The organism is Streptomyces sp. NPDC048331 (assembly GCF_043201215.1).
Classification (GTDB): Bacteria; Actinomycetota; Actinomycetes; order Streptomycetales; family Streptomycetaceae; genus Streptomyces.
The window spans coordinates 27,214-49,223 of record NZ_JBICYT010000038.1; the positions used below are offsets into that span (position 1 = coordinate 27,214).

The window sequence follows — 22,010 nt, forward strand, 5'->3', positions numbered from 1 at the left end:
CACCGGCGGAGCACACGCCCGTACGGGTGAGAGGGCGCCTCTCACCACGGTACGGGCGTGTCCCGTCACCCGCGCGGCGCGGCTCCGCGCTGCCGCAGCATGTCCTCCATCAGGGTGAGCTCCGAGCGCTGCGCGTCGACCATGCCCTGCGCCAGCGCCCGCTCGACCGGGGTCTCGCACTGCTGCGCACAGCCCTCGGCCATCGCGACGCCGCCCTTGTGGTGGTCGGTCATCAGCTGGAGGAAGAGCACCTCCGCGTCCCGGCCGGAGGCGGCACCCAGTCGGCCCAGCTCCTCCTTGGTGGCCATGCCGGGCATCAGCGCGCCGGGCTTGGCGCCGCTCGCGCCCGCGCCCGCGGCCGCGCCTGTGCCCGCGCCGTGTCCGGCGTGGCCGCCCGAGGACCCCATCCAGGACATCGGCGGCTCGTCGGCCACCACCTTCGGCAGCCCCCACAGGTCAAGCCAGCCGAGCAGCATGCCCCGCTGGTTGGCCTGGGTGTTGGCGATGTCGAAGGCGAGGGTGCGTACCGCCTCGTCCTGGGTGCGGTCGCGGACGATGAAGGACATCTCCACCGCCTGCTGGTGGTGCACCGCCATGTCCCGTGCGAAGCCCGCGTCCGCGGACCGGAGCCCCGGGGTGCGGGGCGCCGCCTTACCGGCCGACGGACCGGAACCGGCGGAACCGCCGCCGTTCGCGGCGGCCACCGTGGCGGCCGCCGCGAACAGCAGGGCCAGCAGGACGGCCGTGCCCGCGACCCAGTACGTACGGGGGACGGGGCGGTCGGAGCCGGCCGGGCGGCTCACTTGCCGGCCAGCCCGCTCGTGCAGGCCGCGCCCGGCTCCGGGGTCTGCTCACCCTGCACGTACTTCGTGAAGAACTTCGACACCCGCGGGTCGTCCGCGCTGTCCACGGTCAGCTGCTTGCCCCACGCGCTGAGCATGATCGGGCCGGTCTGCTCCTTGACCGGGCTCATCAGCGTGTACGGGGTCTTGCCGACGGTCGCGGCGAGCTTGTCCACGTCGGCCTGGGGAGCCTTCTCGTTGTACGTCACCCAGACCGCGCCGTGCTCCAGCGAGTGCACGGCGTTCACCTCGGGCACCGGGTTCTTGTAGACGTCACCGTCGCAGTTCATCCAGCGGGGGTGGTGGTCACCGCCGACCGGCGGGTTCATCTCGTACTTCACCGGCGTCTCGACGTGATTGCGGCCGAGCTTCTTCACGTCCCAGAGCTGCTCGCCCTCGACCGGCTGCTTACGGATCTCCTCGGCCTCCTCGCGGATCTTCGCCGCGGCCGCCTCCTTGCGCTGCTCGGCCTGCTTCTGGTCGATCAGCACCCAGGCGCCGAAGCCGACGAGGCCGACGACGACGGCCGACGCGGCCGTGATCGCGATGGCCTTGTTGCGCCGCTCCCGGATCTGCTCGGCGCGGCGCATCTCGGCTATGCGCGCCTGGCGTGAGTTCGGGTCGGTGTGCTGGTTGGTCCTGCCGGACTTGCTGGCCATGTGCCCTGGTTCCTTCTGCTGAGGGGGGTGGATGAACACGAAACCGAACCGGACCGCTCAGGTCCGCAGCACCTGGAGGGCATACAGGTCAGGGGCGCGCGGCGGAGCCCCGTACAGCGGGATCCGCGACGCCCCGGAGACGATCGCGGCGAGCGCCGGCGCGCCCACGGGGCCGGTCACGGCGGGCGGCGGCACCGGCAGCACACCCGGAGTGACGCGCCCCAGCGGCAGGCAGCCGGGCAGGTCGTACGGAGACACGCAGACGGCGTGCGCCGGCGCCCCCGCCCGTACCTCCGGACCCGGCGACGCGACGTGCGACTCGCCCGAGCGCGCGCACAGCAGCACCACGCCGGCCAGCACCCCGAAGACGATCAGCAGGACGGCACGCCGAAGCTCGGGACGTCCGCGACGCCCCGGCCGCGTGTGCTGCCGACCCCCCATGGGCGCAGATGGTAATGCTCATGACGGCTCCCAGGTCAGTGCGGGGTGCCGCGAGCTTTACCAGGTGCGTAATGTGGCGGAAACCACGACTGGCGATACTGGGCGCGCCCGACTGTGCCCCGACTGTCGAGGCGGTGGTGCACAGGCCGTCTGAACTGCGAGGATGAAGGCATGGACAAGCAGCAGGAATTCGTCCTCCGGACGCTTGAGGAGCGCGACATCCGCTTCGTGCGCCTGTGGTTCACCGACGTACTGGGCTTCCTCAAGTCCGTCGCGGTCGCGCCGGCGGAGCTGGAGCAGGCCTTCGACGAGGGCATCGGGTTCGACGGCTCCGCGATCGAGGGCTTCGCCCGGGTCTACGAGTCCGACATGATCGCCAAGCCGGACCCGAGCACGTTCCAGATACTGCCGTGGCGCGCGGAGGCACCCGGGACCGCCCGGATGTTCTGCGACATCCTGATGCCGGACGGCTCGCCGTCCTTCGCGGACCCGCGCTACGTCCTCAAGCGCATCCTGGCCAAGACCTCCGACCTGGGCTTCACTTTCTACACCCACCCGGAGATCGAGTTCTTCCTGCTGAAGGACAAGCCGCTGGACGGCACCCGCCCGGTCCCGGCCGACAACTCCGGCTACTTCGACCACACCCCGCAGAACGTGGGCATGGACTTCCGCCGCCAGGCGATCACCATGCTCGAATCCATGGGCATCTCGGTGGAGTTCAGCCACCACGAGGGCGCCCCCGGCCAGCAGGAGATCGACCTCCGCTACGCCGACGCGCTCTCCACGGCCGACAACATCATGACGTTCCGCCTCGTCATGAAGCAGGTCGCCCTCGAACAGGGCGTCCAGGCCACCTTCATGCCGAAGCCGTTCTCGGAGTACCCCGGCTCGGGCATGCACACCCACCTCTCGCTCTTCGAGGGCGACCGCAACGCCTTCTACGAGTCGGGCGCCGAGTACCAGCTCTCCAAGGTCGGCCGCTCCTTCATCGCGGGCCTGCTGCGCCACGCGGCCGAGACGGCGGCGGTCACCAACCAGTGGGTCAACTCCTACAAGCGCATCTGGGGCGGCTCCTCCCGCAGCGCGGGCGCGGGCGGCGAGGCCCCCTCGTACATCTGCTGGGGCCACAACAACCGCTCGGCCCTGATCCGCGTCCCGATGTACAAGCCGGGCAAGACGGGCTCCTCGCGCGTCGAGGTCCGCTCGATCGACTCGGGCGCCAACCCGTACCTCACCTACGCCGTCCTCCTGGCGGCCGGCCTGAAGGGCATCGAGGAGGGCTACGAACTCCCGGCGGGCGCCGACGACGACGTCTGGGCCCTCTCGGACGCCGAACGCCGCGCGATGGGCATCGAACCCCTGCCGCAGAACCTCGGCGAGGCCATCTCCCTGATGGAACGCAGCGAACTCGTCGCGGAAACCCTGGGCGAGCACGTCTTCGACTTCTTCCTGCGCAACAAGAAGCAGGAGTGGGAGGAATACCGCTCGGAGGTCACCGCCTTCGAACTCCGCAAGAACCTCCCGGTCCTGTAACCGCAGGTCAGAGCGCCTGCGGGCAGCGTCCGACAATCCGGGCCGGTGGTCACTGACCACCGGCCCGGAGTCGTGTCGGACGTCCGCCACCCGGCGGCCATGACCCTCCGACCGCCCGCGGCCGCCGATGCCCACGAGAAGCCGGGGTATTTCGTTTCTGTGCGTTCGGGGGGTGGGGGACCATGGGCGGTGTGGAGATCCTTTCGTCCGTCAGCGACTTTCGTGTCATGTTCGTCGCGCCGCATCCTGACGCCGTCATCAGCCCGTGGGGCGAGCTGCGGGTGGTGATCGACGGGCGGGACGTGCTGGCGGAGATCCATCCCGACGGGGTGTCGAGCTGCACGCGCGGGGAGTGGTTCGGGCCGGCCGAGGAGTGGCCGTTGGCTGCCGCGGACGAGCCGCGCAGGGTCGAGCTGAGCAACAACGACTGCGTCACCGACTGTTGCGGGGGCACCTTCGTCACCATCCGACGCCGGGCTGATCGGGTGGTGTGGACGGGCTGGGAGAACACGGAGGACGTCCGGGTCCCCGTTCCCCTCGGCGACTTCCATTTCGACGCCGCCCGGTACGACGCCGAACTGGCGCGGGCCGTGGCGGACGACAGCTGGGAGGAGCCCGTGGACGGTGTCGCTCGGCTGCTGACCCTGGGGCTCACCGAATCCGACTGCTTCGCGCGGTGGGGGTGGGGCGTGAACCTCGTCCTGCCGCAGCGGCGGCATCGGCCCGCACGGGTGGAGGTGCACTTCAGCCCTCTTGAGGCGCCGTACTCGATCGGGAGCATCTTCGTGGACGAGGTTCCGGTGGTGGGCGATGTGCCCGCCGAGGAACAGGTGCGGCGGTACATCGACAGGGTCATGGCCGACGACCCTCGGAAGACGGCCAGGCCCAGGGGTTGAGTCTCCCGTCGGGGGAGACGGCAGGCTGGGGGCCATGGACGGCAAGATGTTGTATTCGATAGGGGAGTTGGCCCGGCGGACCGGTCTGACCGTGAAGACCGTCCGGTTCTACTCCGACCAGGGCATCGTCCCGCCCACCGAGCGGAGTCCGGCGGGATACCGGCTCTACGGGCCGGACGCGCTCGCCCGCCTCGACCTGGCCCGCACGCTGCGCGAGCTCGGCCTCGATCTGGAGACCGTACGCAAGGTGCTGGACCGGGAGGCCTCCGTACCGGAGGTCGCGGCAGCGCACGCCGACGCCCTGGACGTACAGATCCGCACCCTCCGCCTGCGCCGCGCCGTGCTCCGCGCGGTTGCCGGACGCAGCGGCCCCACCACCATGGAGATGGACCTCATGCACCGACTCGCCGCGCTCTCCCGGAACGAACAGCGCCTTCTGATGTCCGACTTCGTCGAGGGAGTCTTCGAAGGGCCCGCCACGAACGCGGAGTTCGTGGATCTGATGCGGTCCGTCGTGCCCGAGTTGCCCGACGATCCCACGCCCGAACAGGTCGAGGCCTGGGTGGAACTCGCGGGGCTCTGCCAGGACGAGGAGTTCCGGGCCGTCATCCGCCGCATCGCCGAGGACCAGGCGGTGGAGCCCGACCAGCGGGACATCGGCAGCGTGCAGGACGCGCTCGACCGGACCGTGCGGGAACGGATCGACGAGGCCGTGTCCGTCGGGCTCGTGCCGGCCACGGCCGGGGGCGCCTCGCTCGGCAGCCTCTATGCCCACGCGTTCGAGCACGCCGACGAAGGCGGACTGCGCCGCTGGCTCCTCGCCCGCCTGCAGGCGACCGCCGACCCGCTCGCCGAGCGGTACTGGCTGCTGCTCGCCGCCGTCAACGGGTGGCCCGCCGCGCCGGCGCTCGCCCCCGTGCACGCCTGGTTCACCACCGTCCTCGCCCCGGGGGCGATGCGATGAGAACGCGCGTGGTGCGGTTCGGCCTGTACGCGGACGAGCGGGGCCTGGCCTGGGTCCAGGGGCTCGTCGCGGACGCCGTGGGCTCGCGGAGCGCCCGGATCACGCGAACGAGCGTCCTGCGGACCCTTCCCGGGAGCGGGATGCCGGCCGCCGAGATGTACGAGCACCTGGTGGAGCAGTGGGGCATCGAGCATCCCGGTGAGGGGAGTGGGGCGCGGGAGCCGGTCGAGCTGCGGGTCGACCTGGACTGCTCCTTGCGGACCTGGCGGGCTGTGCGTGCCACGGTCGTCAAGGGGCTGTGCCCGGAGGGGACGGCCCCGCACACCTGCCGCGTCCCCTGGGCGGTCGGCTGACACCGATCGGCCCCGCCGTCGGTGATCGCCCGCCGTCAGTGGACCGCCCGGTGCCAGGTGGGGCGGTCGGGGGTGAGGGGGGTCGTCGTCGTGTGGAGTTCGGCGTCCAGGCCCAGCACCGCCGTCGTGGTGGTGCCCGAGGGTTCCAGGACGGCCGACGGGGCGCCCGCGAAGAGCATGCGGGACTGCTCCCACGCCGGGGGGCCACCGAGGCCCGTGGTGCTGACGGTGCCGCTGTCCGCGCGCCCCACCATGAGGCGTCCCGCGGCGCAGACCGCGCCGTATCCGGCGCGGCCGCCCGCCTCCGTGACGCTGGAGACCTGGGGCCGGACGGAGGGGCCCGCCGTGACCAGGGCGGTACGTACGACCCCCGAGTCCGGGCGGCGGAAGAACAGGCGCACGCCCGCGCCGTCCGGGGCCGCCGTGAGCGGGACGGTGGTGGCGGGCAGGCCCGTCGGTGCGGGGCCGAGCAGGGGGGTGTCCGGGGTGCGCTGGGTCCAGGCCAGGACGGACGTGGTGGTGGTCGCGTACACGTGCCGCCGCCCCGCCGCGTCCAGCGCCGTCACCGGGTCGCTCTGCAGGTCCTCGCCGCCGAGCCGCTCCCACGGAGAGAAGCCGCCGTCCGGCTGCTGGGTGGTCGCGCGCAGGGTGCGGCGCGCGTCGCGGACGTAGACGGTCAGGCCGCCCCGCGCGTCCACGGCCACCGCCGGGGCACTGATCGCCGAGGTGCCCTCGTCGTCGGTGCGCTCCGGGGTGCCGAGCGATCGCCACGGGCCGAACGGGCCGTCGGGCGCGGACTGGACGGCGTACACGACCTCGCGCCGGTACTCGGCGGGCGCGGAGCCGAGGGTGGTGCGGGTGGCGAGGACGCCGACGCGGCCGTCGGGGAGGCGGGTGGCGGTGGCGCCCGGGTCGATGCCCGAACCCGGAAGGAACATCGGGCCCGCCCAGTCGCCGCCGGCGGTGCGCGTCCAGTACGCCGTCCGGCCGTCCAGCGTGGCGAAGGCCCACAGTCGGCCGGGTGTGCCCTCCGTCAGCCAGGAGGTGGTCTCGGCGCGGGTGTAGCGCAGCGACTGGGCCCAGTTGCGCCCGGTCGGGTTGCCCGCGACCTTGCGGTCGCCGCAGCCCGACGGGCTGCCGCAGTAGTCCTGGCGGTCCTGCCAGGCGTAGGTCTTCAGGAAGCCGGTCTTGGTCTCGGCGGTCTGCGGGTCCAGCGAGTGCGGGAGGGTGCTGTTGTGGTAGCCGAGGTAACTCTGGACCGTGAAGTGCGGGCGCCTGCTGACCTGTTCGGCGTAGGCGGTGGTGGCGGCCTGCACGAAGCGGGCGCCGTACATGTGGTCCTGGTGGTCGGTGTACCGGCCGGTCCCGTTCTCGCCGTACCGGTTCGGCGTCGGGTCCTGCATCCGTATCGTCGTCGGCCGGTACTGCTCCAGGACCCCGGCTATCGTCCGGACGAGCTGGTCCTTCGTGTACGTGAACGGCTGCTTGACCGGGGTGCCGGAGGTGAGCTGGGCCTCCAGCGCGGGTATCCGGCCGTTCCACAGGCCGCGCAGGCTCTCGGGGGTGTCCTCGCCGGTGGTGCGGGCCTCGCGCAGCATCAGCCACACCAGGTTGACCTGCGGCTTGGCTATGAGGACGTCGACCTCGGCCCGCCCACCCCCTTCGGTGGCCATGACCGTACGCTTCCACGCGCTCGTGCGGTCGCCGGTGGCCATCTGCGCGTACGCGGAGCGGATGCCGTTCTGCCGGGCCTCCGCGTAGTGGGCGCGGTCGGCGGGCTGTTCGGGGTCGGTGGCGGCACCGCCGTGGGCCTCGTTGCGGCCGTCGGACTCGCCGGAGGTGAGGTAGGTGGTGGTGACCTGGGTGCCGGACAGCAGGGACCGGCTGAGGTCCGGGTTCATGAAGAACAGGTCGTCGTCGGGGTGGGCGACGATCTGGACGACCGAACCGGAGGTGACGCTCGCGGGCCGGGCCGCGGCCGGGTTCTTCTCCTGGGTGGCTTCGGCGGTGGTCTGTTGGCCGGCCACGGAGAGCACACCGGTGGCGCCGGCTGTCAGCACGGTGAGCAGGGCCGCGAAGCGGCGACGGGTCACAGGCATCGGGTCACGCCCCGGATTCGGTCTCGCTCTGACGGAGGAAAGCGCGCGGAGGGAAGCACGGAGAAAAGCGTCGAACAGTCAGAGAGAGGGGAAATCGGCGGACTTGGTTCACCGAATCCGCAGATGAACGGCGCTGTTCCGGTACCGGATGCGGACGTTGTCCGTCCGCCTACGGAGCCGCGGGAGCCGCGGGAGCCGCGGGAGCCGAGGGCGTCGAAGCGGCGGGGGACGAGACCGGCGCCGGGGACGAGACCGGCGACGGGAGCGACGGGGGCGCGTTGCGCGGGCCCACCGGCTGCCACGGCGCCAGGTGCGCGTTCGGCACGTCCGCCGAGGAGGTCACGTACAGCCGTGCGTCGAGCCCCACCACCGCCAGGCTGACCAGGCTCTTGCCGGTCATCGTGGAGGAGGGCGCGCCGACGAACATCAACGGGGACCGTTCCCACGGCCGCCCCGACCCGGCCTCCGAGCCCAACTGCCCACCGGCCGTCCGGCCCGCCAGTACGTGCCCGCTCGCCGTCACCGAGCCGAAGCCCTGGAGGCCGCCGAGGTCGGTCATCTGGCTCACCTTCAGTCCGCCCTCACCCGTGATCAGGGCGGTACGGACATTGCCCGAGCCGGGCTTGCGGAACCACAGCCGTACGCCGCCCTCGCGACCGTCCGCGGTCAGCGGGAGGGTGGTGTCCGGCAGCCCGGTGGCCGTGACCCGGCCCAGCGGGGCGCCCGGCGCCGGCTGCGCCCAGCCCACCACCGACGTGGAGGTGGCGGAGAACACCATGCGCCGTCCGGCGCCGTCGGTCGCGGTGGCCGGGGAGCCGTGCAGGTCGGTCCCGCCGTACTTCTCCCAGGGCCCCCAACTGCCGTCCGCCTGCTGCACCCGGCCGCGCAGGCTGTATGCGCCGTCGCGGACGTACGCCGCCAACTGCCCGGTGCCGTCGATCGATACGGCCGGGGCGCTGATGTCGGAGGTCCAGGTCTCGTCCGCGGTCTCGGGCGTGCCGAGCGACTGGCACTCCGTGAACTCCTCCGATCCCGGTTGCTTCTGGACGACGTGGACGACCTCGCGCTTGTAGTCGGTGGGCTTCACACCGAAGGAGGTACGCGTACCGAAGACGGCGATCCGGCCGTCCGCCAGCGTCACGGTGCTCACGCCCGGGTCCATGCCGGTACCGGGGAGCAGGCTCGGGCCCTTCCAGCGGCCGGTGGGACCGGGCCGGTGCCAGACGGCCACCTGGCCGTCGAGCGTCTTGAAGGCCCACAGTCCCTGCTGGGCGTCGGAGGTCAGCCAGTCGGTGCTGGTGCCGCGGGCGTAGTTGATGGAGTCCGACCACCGGTTGCCGCCCGGCTGGTCGGAGATCTTGAGGTCGCCGCAGCCGGCGGGGCTGTTGCAGTGGTTCTGCCGGTCGAGCCAGGCGTAGGTGCCGAGGATGTCCAGCTTCTCCCGGGCCTCGTCCGGGTCCAGGGCGCTGGGGAGCGAGCCGTTGATGTAGCCGGCGTAGTTCTGCACCGCGAAGTGCGGGCGGTCCGTGACGTCCTTGGCGTACGCGGCGGTGGCGAGCTGCACGAACCGGGCGCCGTAGAAGTGGTCCTGGTGGTCGGTGTATCGCTTGGTGTCGGGATACCGGCCGGGGGTCGGGTCCTGGGAACGGACGATGGTCGGCCGGTACTGCTCCAGGATGCCGACGAGGGTCTGGACGACCTGGTCCTTGGAGTACGAGAACTTCTGCGTGACCGGGGTGCCGGACGCGAGCATGGAGTCCAGGCGGGGAACCTTGCCGTCCCACAGGCCGTGCAGGCTGTCCGGGGCGTTGTCGTAGACGGTGCCGGCCTCACGGAGCTGCAACCAGACGAGGTTGACCTGGGGCTTGGCGACGAGGACGTCGATCTCGGCGTGGCCGCCGCCCTTGGTCGGGACGACGGTACGGGTCCAGGGGCTGCCGCGGTCGCCGGTGGCCATCTTGGCGTAGGCGGCGCGTATGCCGTTCTGGCGGGCTTCGGCGTAGGCGGGCTTGTCGGCCTTGGTGGTGGCCGCCTTGGCGGCGCCGGCGTTGATGCCGTCGGCCTCGCCGGACGTCAGGTAGACGGAGGTGACGGGGCTGCCGGCGGATATGGAGTACCGCAGGTCGGGGTTCATGAAGTACAGGTCGTCGTCGGGGTGCGCGATGACCTGGAGCACCCGGCCGGGGTCGGGCGGCTCGGGGGCGGGCGTGGGGGTGCCGGCCGGCTTGTCGGGGACGGTGGAGGAGCCGAGGTGGCCGAGGAGTTCGTTGCCCCGCAGGAGGAGCAGGCTGCCGGTGGCGGTGACCACGCAGAAGGCGACGACCTTGACGAGGGCGGCCCGGCGTCGTCGCCGCCGGGGACGGGGAGCGGCGCCGACCTGGGCGCCGTCCTCGGCCGCATCCCGCGCGCCGTCCTTGGCACGGGCCCGGCGGCGCGCCTGACGGCGGCTACCGGACGCCTCGGCCTCGGGGGCTTCGGCGGCGGGGGCTTCGGCGGCAGAGGCTTCGGTCTCGGGCCCGGCCTCGGGAGCCGGGAGTTCCGCAGGCTCCGCGGGTTCCACGGGGGCCTCGGACGCTTCGGCGTGCTCGGCCGCGGCCGGCGGCTCGGATCGGCGCTCGGCCGACTCCGCCTGCGGCCGCACCTGGTGCCCGTGCCGGGGCGGGTGCGGGTGCGGATACGCGTGCTGCTGGGGCGGGTGCGCGTAGCCGTGCTGCTCCCACGGGTCGCCGCCCTGGTAGGGCTGCTCCGCCGGGTGTGGCTGCCCGCCCTGCCGCTCCGCCGGGTGCGACCGCTGCCGCGCCGGCTCGGACGGCCGGGCCTGCTGACCCCACCCCGATCCGGTCGGCCCACCCTGTGGGCCCCAGGCCTCGGGGCCCTGCCAGGAGTCGGACACGTGGCTCCTCCCGGCCGGACGGCGGGGTATACCCCCATGACGCGCTAAGTAATCCGATGATCAGATGAACCTTGGCATCGTATGCGCCGCCGGTCGAACATTTGCTCCGGACACGCCTAAATCTCCACCGCGGCCAGGGCGGCACTCCGCCGACAGGTCCCACCCCCTACGCTCAGGAGAGACTGGCATGCAGTGGCAGCGACAACCGCGGGAGGCGGCGGGATGACGGTCCCGGGACGCAGGAGCAGCACCTTCATCCGACTGCTCCGCAGCGGTTTCACCGACCCCTCCACCGCCGCCCGGCTGCTCGAGGCCGACGCGCTCGCGGCCGTACGCACCGATCCCGTGCTGCTCGACGCCCTCGGCGCGACCGCCGACCCCGACCTCGCCCTCCTCGGGCTGGTCCGGCTCGCCGAGGCCCAGCCGGACGGCGAGCTGCCCGGGCTCCTCGACACCCTCGTCAGCGCCAAGCCGCTGCGCGACCGGCTGCTCGGTGTGCTCGGCGCCTCCGAGGCCCTCGGCGACCACCTCGCCCGCCACCCCCGCGACTGGCTGAGCCTCATCACGTACGAGGCCGCCGACCTGCACCCCGGACTAGCGGAGTTCGAGCTCGGCCTCGCCGACGCGCACGACCCCGTCGGTCTGCGCGTCGCCTACCGCCGCTGCCTGATCTCCATCGCCGCCCGCGACGTCTGCGGCACCATCGACGTCGCCCAGACCGCCGCCGAGCTCGCCGACCTGGCCACCGCCACCCTCCGCGCTGCCCTGCGCATCGCCTCCGCCGCCGCCCCCGAGGACGCCGCGCTGTGCCGCCTCGCCGTCATCGCGATGGGCAAATGCGGCGGCAACGAGCTGAACTACGTCTCCGACGTCGACGTCATCTTCGTCGGCGACGCGGCCCCCGGTGCCGACGAGGCCAAGGCCCTCCAGGCCGCCACCCGCCTCGCCTCCCACCTCATGCGGATCTGCTCGGAGACCACCGTCGAGGGCACCATCTGGCCCGTCGACGCCAACCTCCGGCCCGAGGGCCGCAACGGCCCCCTCGTCCGCACCCTCGCCTCCCACCTGGCCTACTACCAGCGGTGGGCCAAGACCTGGGAGTTCCAGGCCCTCCTCAAGGCCCGTGCCGTGGCCGGTGACGAGGCCCTGGGCGCCGAGTACATCGCCGCCATAAGCCCGCTGGTCTGGCAGGCCGCCGAGCGCGAGAACTTCGTCGCCGACGTCCAGAAGATGCGCCGCCGCGTCGTCGACAACATCCCCGCCGCCCAGGTCGACCGCGAACTCAAGCTCGGCCCCGGCGGCCTGCGCGACGTCGAGTTCGCCGTCCAGCTCCTCCAGCTCGTGCACGGCCGCAGCGACGCCACCCTGCACTCCGGCACCACCCTCGACGCCCTGCACGCCCTCGCCGCGGGCGGCTACGTCGGCCGCGCCGACGCCGCCCAACTGCACGACGCGTACCGCTTCCTGCGCGCCATGGAACACCGCATCCAGCTCTACCGGCTGCGCCGCACCCACCTCGTCCCCGAGGACGAGAACGACCTGCGCCGCCTCGGCCGCTCCATGGGCCTGCGCACCGAACCCGTCGCCGAGCTCAACAAGGCCTGGCGCCGGCACGCCTCCGTCGTCCGCCGCCTGCACGAGAAGCTCTTCTACCGGCCGCTGCTCGACGCCGTCGCCCAGCTCACCCCGGGTGAGACCCGGCTCTCGCCGCGCGCCGCCGGCCAGCGCCTCGAAGCCCTCGGCTACGCCGACCCGGCCTCCGCCCTGCGTCACCTCGAAGCCCTCGCCTCCGGCGTCACCCGCAAGGCCGCCATCCAGCGCACGCTGCTGCCGGTCATGCTCGGCTGGTTCGCCGACTCCGCCGACCCGGACGCCGGCCTGCTGAACTTCCGCAAGGTCTCCGACGCCCTCGGCAAGACCCCCTGGTACCTGCGGCTGCTGCGCGACGAGGGCGCCGCCGCCGAGAACCTCGCCCGCGTCCTGTCCGCCGGGCGCCTCGCGCCCGACCTGCTGATGCGCGCCCCCGAGGCCGTGGCCCTGCTCGGCGACCCCGAAGGCCTGCAACCCCGTACGCACGAGGCCCTGGAGCAGGAGGTCCTGGCCGCCGTCGGCCGTGCCGAGACCCCCGAGGCCGCCGTCGCCGCCGCCCGAGGCGTGCGCCGCCGCGAGCTCTTCCGCACCACCGCGGCCGACATCATCGGCTCGTACGGTACGGAGGACAATCCGGCCGAGGAGGACCACGGAGCCCTCGTCGACCGGGTCGGCGGCGCCGTCTCCGACCTCACCGCGGCCACCCTCGCCGGGGCCCTGCGCGCCGCCGTGCACAGCCACTACGGGGACACGCTGCCCACCCGCTTCGCCGTCATCGGCGTCGGCCGCTTCGGCGGCCACGAACTCGGCTACGGCTCCGACGCCGACGTCCTCTTCGTCCACGAACCCCGCGAGGGCGTCGACGAGCAGGAGGCCGCGAAGGCCGCCCAGACCGTCATCGCCGAGATGCGCAGGCTGCTCCAACTGCCCACCACCGACCCGCCGCTGCTCATCGACGCCGACCTGCGCCCCGAAGGCCGCTCCGGCCCGCTGGTGCGCACGCTCGCCTCCTACGCCGCCTACTACCGGCGCTGGTCCCTGACCTGGGAGAGCCAGGCCCTGCTGCGGGCCGAACCGGTCGCGGGCGACGCCGACATCGGCGCCCGGTTCATCGAGCTGATCGATCCGCTGCGCTACCCGGTGGAGGGGCTCGGTGAGGACGCCGTACGCGAGATCCGCCGGCTCAAGGCCCGCATGGAGTCGGAGCGGCTGCCCCGCGGGGCCGACCCGACCCTGCACACCAAGCTCGGCCGCGGCGGCCTCAGCGACGTCGAGTGGACCGTCCAGCTGATCCAGATGCGGCACGCCTGGGCCGAACCGGGCCTGCGCACCACCCGTACCCGCGAGGCCCTGGCGGCCGCCCACGCGGCCGGGCTGATCCCGACCGAGGAGGCGCAGATCCTGGACGAGGCCTGGGTGCTGGCGACCCGGGTCCGCAACGCCGTGATGCTGGTGCGCGGGCGGGCCGGGGACACCTTCCCGGCCGAGGCCCGAGAACTGGGGGCGGTGGGCCGCTACCTCGGCTACGCCGAAGGCACGGCCGGCGAGATGCTGGACGACTACCGCCGCATCACCCGCCGGGCCCGGGCGGTGGTGGACGAACTGTTCTACGGGGCGTAGGCGCGAGCGGGGCCCCGGAAGTCACGCACCGAGCCGCCCGACCGGCCGGGGTCGCCCCGGCCGAGATCGCCGACGCGTCGCCGGAGCGACTGCGCGCGTTCGCCGAAGCGGTGGAGGTGGTCCACCGGCCGGCTGGACCTGGCGCGGAGTGCTGTTCACGCTGTGACAGCCTCGGACGCGGCGGACCGCGAACCCTTCGAGGGTCCGCGGTCCACCGTGCGGCGTCGGGCAGGCGTCGGCGTCAGCGGGCGGTGCCGAAGTCCTGCGTCCAGTAGTTGCCGGGCTGCGCCAGGCCGATACCGATCTCCTTGAAGGAGCAGTTCAGGATGTTCTCCCGGTGGCCCTGGCTGTTCATCCAGCCCTCCATGACCTTCTCGGGAGTGCTGTAGCCGTAGGCGACGTTCTCGCCGTACGTGCTCCACGTGTACCCGGCGCGGGTGATCCGCGCGCCCGGGTCCGAGCCGTCGGAGCCGGTGTGGGACATGTTGCTGTGGGAGGCCATGTCGGCGCTGTGGTCCTGCGCGGCCTTCGTGAGCTTCGCGTTCAGGGAGACGGCCGAGCACCCGGCGGCGGCGCGCTCCTGGTTGACGAGGGCGAGGACCTGGGCGACGGAGCCGCTTGCCGGCGGGGCGGCGGGCTTGGACGGCTGGGGCGCCGTCGTCGGCTTCTTCGTGGCGACCGGCGGCTTCGCGGGCTTGGGCTGCGCGGGCGGGGTGGTCTCCTCGGCCGGCTGCGCGGGCGCTTCGGTGGGGCTGGGGGCGGCCTCGGAAGGGCTGCTGCTCGGCGTCTCGCTCGGGAGCGGCGCGTCCACGGGTGCCAGGGTGGTCGGCGCGGCCGACGGCGTCTGCTGCCACTGCCACGGCCGCTGCTGCTGGTGGCTCGCGGTCCGGGTCCGACCGTTGCCGTCGTCCTGACCGTCGAAGCAGGCCATGGCCGCGGTGGGAACACCCACGATGGCGAGCGCGCCGACACCGATGACTATTTTTTTGTAGGACGTCTTCTTCCGATGCTTCTGCATGCCTGACCTCATTCAGTGATCGCGAAGCTTTCGGCGCCGGAATCGCAGGGCACCGAAGAGGCCGCCATTCTTAAAAGCCTCTGAATGGCCTGGCAAGTTTCCGCTGATCACGAGCTCGCGGCGGTCGGCACGCGGCTTGAAACAGGGCAGTGATCGTGCATCATCACGATTTGGTCACTCCCGCAACCGTCTGATGAGAGATCAGAAACGGCTGTGACCTGGCCGGTCGGGGGCGGGCTCCTCGGCGTCGCACATTCCGTTTTCCGGCGGAGAGGGGAATGTCGATTCCAAAAGGGACAAATATCGAAATGTCGGCGGGTTAACGCTCCGTCAAGAGAGCCCGGCGCCGACGGACACACCGTGACGCATGTCACTGTTTCCCGCGCGCGTGCGCCCGTTTCCCGAGGTCGCCCGCGTCTTGCGCCGATGACGACGACGTACGCGGGTGGGGAGGGGAACGGGCGCTGCGATCGTGCGATCGATCTACCGCGGTTCCAGGGCCGCCGACCGGCAGGCGCCGTTCGCGGCGCCACCCGGCACCCCGGCCCCGGTCAGGCCGCTCACGCAACCCTGGAGATCACCGCTCACGCCCTGCCGACAGGACGCCGAGACGGCGTCCGTGACCTCGGCGCCCGCCTGCGCGGCCATGTTCGTACAGGCGGGGATGTCCGCGTGAGCGGCGGGGGCGATGAGGGCCGCGCCGGTGAGGGAGAGGAACAGGCCGGTGAGGACACCGGCGATACGGGTCGACGCGCGCGTGGAGTACACGGCACACACCTGCTCTCGGAATCGACGCCTGGGGAAGGAGCGACTAGGGCCTGTCCTGCGGATCAGGCCCTAGTCGGGGGCCACCCGGCAGGCGCTCACCGCGGTCCCGTTGGTGACACCTGATCCGGTCAGGCCGGACACGCACTGCTCGTGGTCGCCGGTCAGGCCGACGTAGCAGGCCTGGCGGACGGAGTCCGGGGCCTCGCCGCCCCGGAGCTCACGCTCGACCTGGTTGATGCAGGCCGTCACGTCCGCGTGGGCGGCGGGAGCCGCGAAGGCGGCGCCGCCGAGGGCGAGCGTCAGGCCGGTGAGGACACCGGCGATACGGGTCGACATGCGCATGGTGCGTACCTGCTCTCCGAATTCGTGCCGGATCGGTGGTCGGCGCGAGCCACGGGGCCACCGTCAGGGGCCGGCAACCCGCCTCGGCCCGCTCGGCGTCGACGGGCGGCGGCGCACCTACGACGGATCCGGCTCCCGCTGTTCGTACGCGCGCATCAGAGCTTTCCCCTCGTCGGGGGTCGTGGCGAGCCGCCCACGACACCCGGCTTTCGGGGGTGGCCGCCGTGGCGGCGGCCACGGGTGCCGCGGCCTGCGGAGGGGACGTGCCGCTGCCCACAGGCTCCTGCGTGGGGCACGCGCCTGCTTCCACCGTACGACCGGTGACACCTCCCCACGACCGGGGGAGGTCGGGAGGCCGGGAGGTCGAGAGGCCTGGGCGTCTTCGGTCATGGACGGCCGCCGACCCAGGCGGCCCGGCACGGCCCTCAGTCCGCCTTCGCCGCGGTGCGGGCCACGCCCGCCAGGTCGAGCAGCCGGTGCATCGCCTCGGGCGACAGCGTCGGGTTCGCCGCCGCGTACCAGGCGGAGCCGGGGACGGTGAGCCTGCGTACGAGTTCCTCGGTGGGCAGCCGCGGATCCGATACCGCCGAGCCGCCGACGTGCGGGTCGTCGATCAGCTTCATCACGAGCTCCGGGCCCGCGTCGGGATCGGCGAGGGCCGCTCCGCGCAGCCGCACGTTGGGGTGATCGGCGTAGCGGGCGAGGCCGGGCTTCGCGAAGTTCGGGTGGTGGCGCAGGAAGCTCCACGTCAGGCCGTGCCAGTAGGCGTACATCTCCACGACGAGCTCGTGCGGGGCCTGGTCGCAGTTCTGGCAGAGCGTGAGCTTGACGAAGAAGTCCTCGTCCCGGGCCAGCAGGTCCACCACATCGGCGGGGAGGTCCCGTCGCATGGCGATGCTCCGGCGCAGCAGGACATGCCCGGACGCGGCGGCCCGACGCGCGACGGCCGGCTCATGGCCGCGCTCCTCCATCCAGGGGGGCACCATGTGGTAGCCGTGCGGCACCACGTACGCGATGGCCGCTCGTTGCTCCTCGGTGAGGTCCTCGCGCATCGACAGCGCGAGGACGACCGCGTCGTCGGGGTCCTCGGCGAGCCGCAGCGCCAGCGCGGTCGGGACGTCCGGGTCCAGGGCCGCGTCCCGGCGTACGAAGCGGTCGTCGCTGCCCACCCGTTCCTCGGGGGTGAGCACCGGCTCCGGCTCCGGCAGGTTCTCCGTCCCGTCGGACAGGATCGCGGCGACGGCTTCCCGTACCTGAGGCTCAGGATCGGCGAGCAGGGCTTCCCGCACGGTGGCCGAGAGGTGCGGCCAGAGCTCCGGGGTGAGCACGCTGCCGCGCACCCGGGCGTCCTCGTCCTCGGCGAGGCGTGCGCGCACGTGCAGCGGGAGGTTCCCTTGCGTGGCCATCGCCCGCACCCGCGCCTCACTGTCTCCGGCGAGGATCTCAGGCACCCCGTCGGGCACGCGTCGACCGAAGTCACCAGCCATGGCGGCGTACTGGAACCTGATCCGAGGCGACGGATCCCGGGCGAGGCCGGCGAACGCGTCCACGTCGAGCCTGTCGTGCTCGATCAACGCGTGCCGGTGCTTGATCAGGGGGGAGGCGACCACGGCGGCCGTCATCTCACGGTCCAACGGGCGGAAGTTGAGCCAGTAGGTGAGATCGTCCTGGTCGTCGGCGGCCAGCAGCCGCTCGAACACCGGCATCGTCAGCGCGGGATTCCATTTCAGCCCGCCGACCCATGCCTCGGCGATCGTGTCGGTCACTCGGTCGCGCGGAATCAGGTCCCCACCCAGTTCGATCATCCGCCCATTGTCACCGGAGGCGTCGTCACGGGCTTCAGGCCGCAGGGGCCGCCGCCGCGCCCACACTCCCGGCACCGTCCTCGTCCGGGACTCCAAGCGTCCCGAGGACGCCCGGCTCACGCTCACCCCCCGCGCCTGGACCGGTTTCGTGGACTTCGCCGCCGCGTGAGAAGACTCGACGCCGCGACCGAGGCCGTTCTCCGATACCGGTGGCCTGAGCCGTGGTGCTGGGAACTCGTCGTCCGAGCCGTCTGCGACGACATGCACGACACCTGGGAGGCCGATCACGCGCTGCTCCAGGCCGGTCCCGCCGTTTCCGCGCATGCCGATCGGATCGCCGCCTCCCTCAAGAGCCGGCTCGGCGTCTTCGCCCGCGCCTCCGCCCACGAGATCCAGACGCTCACGCTCGCCCTCGCCGGGATGGGCGACCTCCGGGCGCTGCCCGGCCTGCGGAGCCTCGCGCAGGGTGGACCGCTCCCGTACGGGCTGCGCCGCCCCCGCATCCTGGCCGCGCTGCCCGCCTCGGAACTGCTCCCCGTGGTCCTGTCCGATCTGCGGCGCGAGCCGGCGGACTACCACGCGAGTACCGCCGTGCTCGAACTCCTCGCCGGCTGGGGGCCGGACGCCGGACCCGCCCTGCCCGAGGTGGTCCGGCACCTGGACACCCCCTACGCCTACGACGCCCTGCGCGTCCTCGGCGGGATCGGTGCCCCGGCCGTCGCCGCCGCCGACCGGCTGGCCGCGTTCGCCGCCGGCCGTGACCCGCACTCCGGTCGGCCTGCCGTTCCTCGCCGATCTCGGCCCACTGGCCGCCGCCCACACGGACGCCGTGCGCGCTCTGATGAAGTCGCCCGGCGCGTGGACCCGGGTCGCCGCGGCGCACGCGTACTGGCGGATCACCGGAGACGCGGAGCCCGCCGTACCCGTCCTGCCGGCCGAGGTGGACCCGGACTGGGCCGGGCGTTCGGCCATGCCGGTGCGGGAGGCCGTCCACCGGCTCGGGGAGATCGGTGCCCCGGCCACCACCGCCGTGCCCCTGCTCGGCCGGATCCTCATGCGGGAGGAACGCCTCAGCCATCCCGACGAGAGGGAACGGATCCTGCTGGACACGGTCTACGTCCGTACCCTCACCGAAGCCCTGGAACGGATCGCTCCGGGCGCGGCCGGTTCCGTACCGGCGGCGGCGCCCTCGAAGGAACTCGTACCGGCGTCCGCCCCCTCGCTCGGCCGGGCCGGGGTTCCTGCGGAGATGGCTGCGTTGACCGGCCGCACGCCCCCTGTTGTCGACATGAGGCAAGGTGGGGGCATGCTTGTTGATCACCAAGAGTGCGATGTGGTCGTCACGGCCGTGGCCCCCGTGGGGTGCGCCGTGGACGCGGACGGGCACGACGGTTTCATCGACCAGGTCAAGCACCCCTCCTGGTGGGCGGATGTGCCGCGCGCCGAGGTCGGCGACCGGATGCGGGCCGTGGTGCTCGACCCCACCAGAACGCCGGTCCGGTTCAGTGCCCTGCCGGTCGACGTACGGATCGCCCGGAGCCTGCGCCACACCGAACCGCTGCAGCGCCTGTGTCCGGCGCCGCCGCCCGGCGAAGTCCGTGGCGTGGAGTGGGCCGTCGTGGAGGAGGCGCTGGGCACCGCGCTCCCGGCCGACTACAAGCGGCTCGTCGACACCTACGGGGGCGGGGTCTTCGCCGGAACGATCTGGCTGCTGGAACCGGACTGCCCGGAGAAGATGTACGACCTCCTCGCCCAGACCGCGGAGCGCGAGGAGATCCTCACCCGTTTCTGGGAGGCGGGCGAGGCCAAGCCGGCGGAAATCCTGGACGGCGACATCCGACTGGTGCCGTGGGGGTACGCGGAGGGTTCGGGACACGTCCTGTACTGGGTGGTCCCGCCCGGGGTCGAGCCGGAGGAGTGGACGGTCATCCTCCATGAGGGCCGCGGCCCCTTCTGGGAGGCGCATGAGGCCTCGTGCAGCCAGTTCCTCCTCGACGTGGTGGCCGGCACGACGACCTCGTTCTACTTCAGCGACGACGACCACCAAGACGACCACGACGACGACATCGACGCGGAGGACAGGTTCCGCTTCATCCCCGGCTCCCGGTTCCACGGCGGAACCGGCGGAACCGGCGCACCGCCCGCCGCCCGCGGATAGAGTGCTCGGATGTTCACAGTTCGGCGCGCCGGCCCGCACGACGGGGACGCCCTCGGCGAGATCCACGCCGCGGCCTGGGAGGCGGCGTACGCCCCCTTCTTCGATCCCGAGTTCGCCGCGGACGGTGTCCGGAGCCGGCGAACGCGTTGGCACGACCGGGTCGGCCGGGCGGACACCCCGATCCTGCTCGCCGAACACGACGGCCGCCCGCTCGCGCTGAGCGCCTTCCGGGCGTCCACGACCCGGCCGGGGCCGGCCGAGATCCTCTCCTTCTACACCCACCCCGACGGCTGGGGCAGCGGCATCGCGGCCGCGCTGATGACCGAGACCCTGGCCCACCTGCGCGACGACGGGTTCGCCCGCGCCCACCTGTGGACCCTGCACGACACCCCGCGCTCCCGCCGCTTCTACACCAAGTGCGGCTTCACCGAGAGCGGTGGCGTACGCCCCTTCGACTTCGGCGACGGGCAGCCCCTCACCCAGGTCGAATACGAGCGGACCTGCTGATACCCCCCGGACTTCCCGTTCCTCGGTGCCGGTCGGCGGATATGCGCCGGCGCCGACAGAGCGACCGCTGGTTGGATGCCGGGATGAGCGACGACCTTCCCGACGGATACGAGATCTCCACCGACGCCGCCCGACTCGATGTCGGGCTCGTCCACCGCTGGCTGTCCGAAGACGCGTACTGGGCGCTCGGGCGCAGTCGGCGGAAACAGGAGGACGCCATCGCGGGCTCCTTGAACTTCGGCCTCTACGACCAGGCCTCCGGAGCCCAGCTCGCCTACGCCCGTGTCGTCACCGACCGGGCCACCTTCGCCTGGCTCTGCGATGTCTACGTCGATCCGGGAGCCCGCGGCAAGGGGCTCGGAGGGGCCCTCGTCGACGCGGTGCGCGCGCACCTGGAGCCGTACGGGCTGCGGCGGGTGCTGCTCGCCACCGCGGACGCGCACGGCGTCTACGCGCGATACGGTTTCGAGCCCCTGGCCACGCCGGAGAAGTGGATGGCCTACGGAGAGCAGTAGGGCGGCGGTCGCCTCAGGCGCGGGTGCGGACCCGGTTCAGCAGTGCGGTGGCCGGGTGCGGGCCCGTGTGCTCGGGGTGGCGGGGCAGGTGGTGGGCGAAGGAGCCGTACCAGGACCGCGAGACCGTGTAGCCGAAGGCCAGGCAGATCATGCCGCCCACAGCGTCGAGCCAGAAGTGGTTGGCGGTGGCCACGATGACGACGAGCGTCGCCGTCGGGTAGAGCAGGCCCAGGATCCTGGCCCAGGGGGCCGAGGCGACCGCGAAGATCGTCAGGCCGCACCAGAGCGACCACCCTATGTGCATGGACGGCATCGCGGCGTACTGGTTCGACATCTGCTTGAGGTTGCCCGAGGCCATGGAGCCCCAGGTGTGGTGGACCAGCACGGTGTCGATGAAGTTCTGCCCGTCCATCAGCCGGGGCGGCGCGAGCGGGTAGCAGTAGTAGCCGACCAGGGCCACGCCGGTGGTGGCGAAGAGGACCATGCGCGTGGCGGCGTACCGCCCCGGATGGAGACGGTAGATCCAGACCAGCACGCCGATCGTCACGACGAAGTGGAGCGTGGCGTAGTAGTAGTTCATGCCCACGATCAGCCACGTCACGGAGTTGATCGTGTGGTTGACCGACTGCTCGACGGCGATGCCGAGGGTCCGCTCGACGCTCCAGATCCAGTCGGCGTTGGCGAGGGCCGCCGCCTTCTGTTCGGGCACCGCGTTGCGGATCAGCGAGTACGTCCAGTAGCTGATCGCGATGAGCAGGATCTCGAACCAGATACGGGGCCGGCGCGGGGCACGCAACCGGGAGAGCAGGGTGCGCTCGGGCCCCGGGCGGGTCTCGGTCTCGACCACGGTGGGTGATGAGACGTCCGTCCGGGTTTCCAGTGTCTTCACGCTCGATTCACCCATGGGGAGAGAGTCTGCCAGATGCGTTCCCGCCTCCGATCATCCCTCGGGACGGTCTTCTGCGCCTCCGGTCCGCCTTGGGTACGACACGGGACGCCTCAGCCGG

The 22,010-nt window shown here is 72.4% G+C and carries 19 protein-coding genes; 9 read left to right on the plus strand and 10 right to left on the minus strand.

Features of this window, described 5'->3' with window-relative positions; all coding sequences use genetic code 11:
- Positions 1 to 65: 65 nt before the first annotated feature.
- Genes ACGFYY_RS34730 through ACGFYY_RS34740 form a run of 3 tightly spaced genes read right to left on the minus strand, consistent with a single transcriptional unit; the run spans position 66 to position 1,942 of the window.
- Complete coding sequence (locus tag ACGFYY_RS34730; RefSeq protein WP_393715604.1) at positions 66 to 803, minus strand: DUF305 domain-containing protein; 738 nt, start codon at positions 801 to 803, stop codon at positions 66 to 68.
- Positions 800 to 1,501 (minus strand): DUF3105 domain-containing protein, encoded by a 702-nt coding sequence (locus ACGFYY_RS34735; protein WP_393715606.1) that lies wholly within the window; start codon positions 1,499 to 1,501, stop codon positions 800 to 802. The genes ACGFYY_RS34730 and ACGFYY_RS34735 overlap by 4 nt, the downstream gene beginning before the upstream one ends.
- Positions 1,502 to 1,558: 57 nt before the next feature.
- Positions 1,559 to 1,942 carry a hypothetical protein gene (locus tag ACGFYY_RS34740; protein WP_365265726.1) on the minus strand — a complete coding sequence of 128 codons (384 nt, stop codon included), beginning with the start codon at positions 1,940 to 1,942 and terminating at the stop codon, positions 1,559 to 1,561.
- A 171-nt stretch (positions 1,943 to 2,113) separates the two neighbouring features.
- Between ACGFYY_RS34740 and ACGFYY_RS34745 the strand changes: the two genes are divergently transcribed.
- The 4 genes from ACGFYY_RS34745 to ACGFYY_RS34760 all read left to right on the plus strand — a co-directional run bounded on the left by ACGFYY_RS34745 (position 2,114) and on the right by ACGFYY_RS34760 (position 5,688).
- Entirely contained in the window at positions 2,114 to 3,475 is a 1,362-nt protein-coding gene (locus tag ACGFYY_RS34745) for a glutamine synthetase family protein (protein WP_030772013.1), read from the plus strand.
- A 191-nt stretch (positions 3,476 to 3,666) separates the two neighbouring features.
- The gene (locus ACGFYY_RS34750; RefSeq protein WP_393715609.1) at positions 3,667 to 4,371 is read left to right on the plus strand and encodes a hypothetical protein; all 705 of its coding nucleotides are present in this window, start codon (positions 3,667 to 3,669) and stop codon (positions 4,369 to 4,371) included.
- 34 nt (positions 4,372 to 4,405) lie between these two features.
- Positions 4,406 to 5,335: a MerR family transcriptional regulator gene (locus ACGFYY_RS34755; protein ID WP_393715611.1), complete on the plus strand. Its 930-nt coding sequence runs from the start codon at positions 4,406 to 4,408 to the stop codon at positions 5,333 to 5,335.
- A complete protein-coding gene (locus ACGFYY_RS34760) occupies positions 5,332 to 5,688 on the plus strand; it encodes a hypothetical protein (RefSeq protein ID WP_365265716.1) in 357 nt (118 codons plus the stop codon). The genes ACGFYY_RS34755 and ACGFYY_RS34760 overlap by 4 nt, the downstream gene beginning before the upstream one ends.
- A 35-nt stretch (positions 5,689 to 5,723) precedes the next feature.
- Here ACGFYY_RS34760 and ACGFYY_RS34765 read toward each other — a convergent pair whose 3' ends face one another.
- Both ACGFYY_RS34765 and ACGFYY_RS34770 read right to left on the minus strand, forming a co-directional pair.
- Positions 5,724 to 7,787: a PIG-L family deacetylase gene (locus ACGFYY_RS34765; protein WP_393715614.1), complete on the minus strand. Its 2,064-nt coding sequence runs from the start codon at positions 7,785 to 7,787 to the stop codon at positions 5,724 to 5,726.
- 169 nt (positions 7,788 to 7,956) lie between these two features.
- The gene (locus tag ACGFYY_RS34770) at positions 7,957 to 10,680 is read right to left on the minus strand and encodes a PIG-L family deacetylase (RefSeq protein WP_393715616.1); all 2,724 of its coding nucleotides are present in this window, start codon (positions 10,678 to 10,680) and stop codon (positions 7,957 to 7,959) included.
- A gap of 222 nt (positions 10,681 to 10,902) precedes the next feature.
- Here ACGFYY_RS34770 and ACGFYY_RS34775 point away from each other — a divergent pair, with 222 nt between their 5' ends.
- Positions 10,903 to 13,890, plus strand: a complete 2,988-nt coding sequence (locus tag ACGFYY_RS34775; RefSeq protein ID WP_365265710.1) for a bifunctional [glutamine synthetase] adenylyltransferase/[glutamine synthetase]-adenylyl-L-tyrosine phosphorylase — start codon at positions 10,903 to 10,905, stop codon at positions 13,888 to 13,890.
- Positions 13,891 to 14,131: 241 nt separating this feature from the next.
- Here the strand turns inward: ACGFYY_RS34775 and ACGFYY_RS34780 are convergent, their stop codons facing one another.
- The 4 genes from ACGFYY_RS34780 to ACGFYY_RS34795 all read right to left on the minus strand — a co-directional run bounded on the left by ACGFYY_RS34780 (position 14,132) and on the right by ACGFYY_RS34795 (position 17,784).
- Positions 14,132 to 14,908: a CAP domain-containing protein gene (locus ACGFYY_RS34780; RefSeq protein WP_393715618.1), complete on the minus strand. Its 777-nt coding sequence runs from the start codon at positions 14,906 to 14,908 to the stop codon at positions 14,132 to 14,134.
- A 483-nt stretch (positions 14,909 to 15,391) separates the two neighbouring features.
- Positions 15,392 to 15,676 carry a hypothetical protein gene (locus ACGFYY_RS34785; RefSeq protein ID WP_393715620.1) on the minus strand — a complete coding sequence of 95 codons (285 nt, stop codon included), beginning with the start codon at positions 15,674 to 15,676 and terminating at the stop codon, positions 15,392 to 15,394.
- A 69-nt stretch (positions 15,677 to 15,745) separates the two neighbouring features.
- On the minus strand, positions 15,746 to 16,018 hold the full coding sequence (locus tag ACGFYY_RS34790; RefSeq protein WP_365265704.1) for a hypothetical protein: 273 nt from the start codon (positions 16,016 to 16,018) through the stop codon (positions 15,746 to 15,748).
- 425 nt (positions 16,019 to 16,443) lie between these two features.
- Positions 16,444 to 17,784: a hypothetical protein gene (locus ACGFYY_RS34795; RefSeq protein ID WP_393715623.1), complete on the minus strand. Its 1,341-nt coding sequence runs from the start codon at positions 17,782 to 17,784 to the stop codon at positions 16,444 to 16,446.
- On the opposite strand from ACGFYY_RS34795, the gene ACGFYY_RS34800 reads away from it, so the two are divergent.
- The 4 genes from ACGFYY_RS34800 to ACGFYY_RS34815 all read left to right on the plus strand — a co-directional run bounded on the left by ACGFYY_RS34800 (position 17,774) and on the right by ACGFYY_RS34815 (position 21,003).
- Positions 17,774 to 17,992 (plus strand): DUF397 domain-containing protein, encoded by a 219-nt coding sequence (locus tag ACGFYY_RS34800; protein WP_393715625.1) that lies wholly within the window; start codon positions 17,774 to 17,776, stop codon positions 17,990 to 17,992. The two genes, ACGFYY_RS34795 and ACGFYY_RS34800, sit on opposite strands and share 11 nt — an antisense overlap.
- Positions 17,993 to 18,580: 588 nt before the next feature.
- Positions 18,581 to 19,981: a hypothetical protein gene (locus tag ACGFYY_RS34805; protein WP_393715627.1), complete on the plus strand. Its 1,401-nt coding sequence runs from the start codon at positions 18,581 to 18,583 to the stop codon at positions 19,979 to 19,981.
- A gap of 9 nt (positions 19,982 to 19,990) precedes the next feature.
- Positions 19,991 to 20,488 (plus strand): GNAT family N-acetyltransferase, encoded by a 498-nt coding sequence (locus ACGFYY_RS34810; protein WP_393715629.1) that lies wholly within the window; start codon positions 19,991 to 19,993, stop codon positions 20,486 to 20,488.
- A gap of 83 nt (positions 20,489 to 20,571) precedes the next feature.
- Positions 20,572 to 21,003, plus strand: a complete 432-nt coding sequence (locus ACGFYY_RS34815; RefSeq protein WP_393715631.1) for a GNAT family N-acetyltransferase — start codon at positions 20,572 to 20,574, stop codon at positions 21,001 to 21,003.
- Between the two features lie 13 nt (positions 21,004 to 21,016).
- On the opposite strand, the gene ACGFYY_RS34820 is transcribed toward ACGFYY_RS34815, so the two are convergent.
- The gene (locus ACGFYY_RS34820) at positions 21,017 to 21,907 is read right to left on the minus strand and encodes a phosphatase PAP2 family protein (RefSeq protein ID WP_393715633.1); all 891 of its coding nucleotides are present in this window, start codon (positions 21,905 to 21,907) and stop codon (positions 21,017 to 21,019) included.
- Between the last annotated feature and the right edge of the window lie 103 nt (positions 21,908 to 22,010).

Bases quoted from the DNA above. Each gene is read 5' to 3' on its own strand.
- ACGFYY_RS34735 (WP_393715606.1), bottom strand. From the start codon at position 1,501: ATGGCCAGCAAGTCCGGCAGGACCAACCAGCACACCGACCCGAACTCA.
- ACGFYY_RS34740 (WP_365265726.1), bottom strand. From the start codon at position 1,942: ATGGGGGGTCGGCAGCACACGCGGCCGGGGCGTCGCGGACGTCCCGAG.
- ACGFYY_RS34745 (WP_030772013.1), top strand. From the start codon at position 2,114: ATGGACAAGCAGCAGGAATTCGTCCTCCGGACGCTTGAGGAGCGCGAC.
- ACGFYY_RS34755 (WP_393715611.1), top strand. From the start codon at position 4,406: ATGGACGGCAAGATGTTGTATTCGATAGGGGAGTTGGCCCGGCGGACC.
- ACGFYY_RS34760 (WP_365265716.1), top strand. From the start codon at position 5,332: ATGAGAACGCGCGTGGTGCGGTTCGGCCTGTACGCGGACGAGCGGGGC.
- ACGFYY_RS34765 (WP_393715614.1), bottom strand. From the start codon at position 7,787: ATGCCTGTGACCCGTCGCCGCTTCGCGGCCCTGCTCACCGTGCTGACA.
- ACGFYY_RS34775 (WP_365265710.1), top strand. From the start codon at position 10,903: ATGACGGTCCCGGGACGCAGGAGCAGCACCTTCATCCGACTGCTCCGC.
- ACGFYY_RS34780 (WP_393715618.1), bottom strand. From the start codon at position 14,908: ATGCAGAAGCATCGGAAGAAGACGTCCTACAAAAAAATAGTCATCGGT.
- ACGFYY_RS34790 (WP_365265704.1), bottom strand. From the start codon at position 16,018: ATGCGCATGTCGACCCGTATCGCCGGTGTCCTCACCGGCCTGACGCTC.
- ACGFYY_RS34810 (WP_393715629.1), top strand. From the start codon at position 19,991: ATGTTCACAGTTCGGCGCGCCGGCCCGCACGACGGGGACGCCCTCGGC.
- ACGFYY_RS34815 (WP_393715631.1), top strand. From the start codon at position 20,572: ATGAGCGACGACCTTCCCGACGGATACGAGATCTCCACCGACGCCGCC.
- ACGFYY_RS34820 (WP_393715633.1), bottom strand. From the start codon at position 21,907: ATGGGTGAATCGAGCGTGAAGACACTGGAAACCCGGACGGACGTCTCA.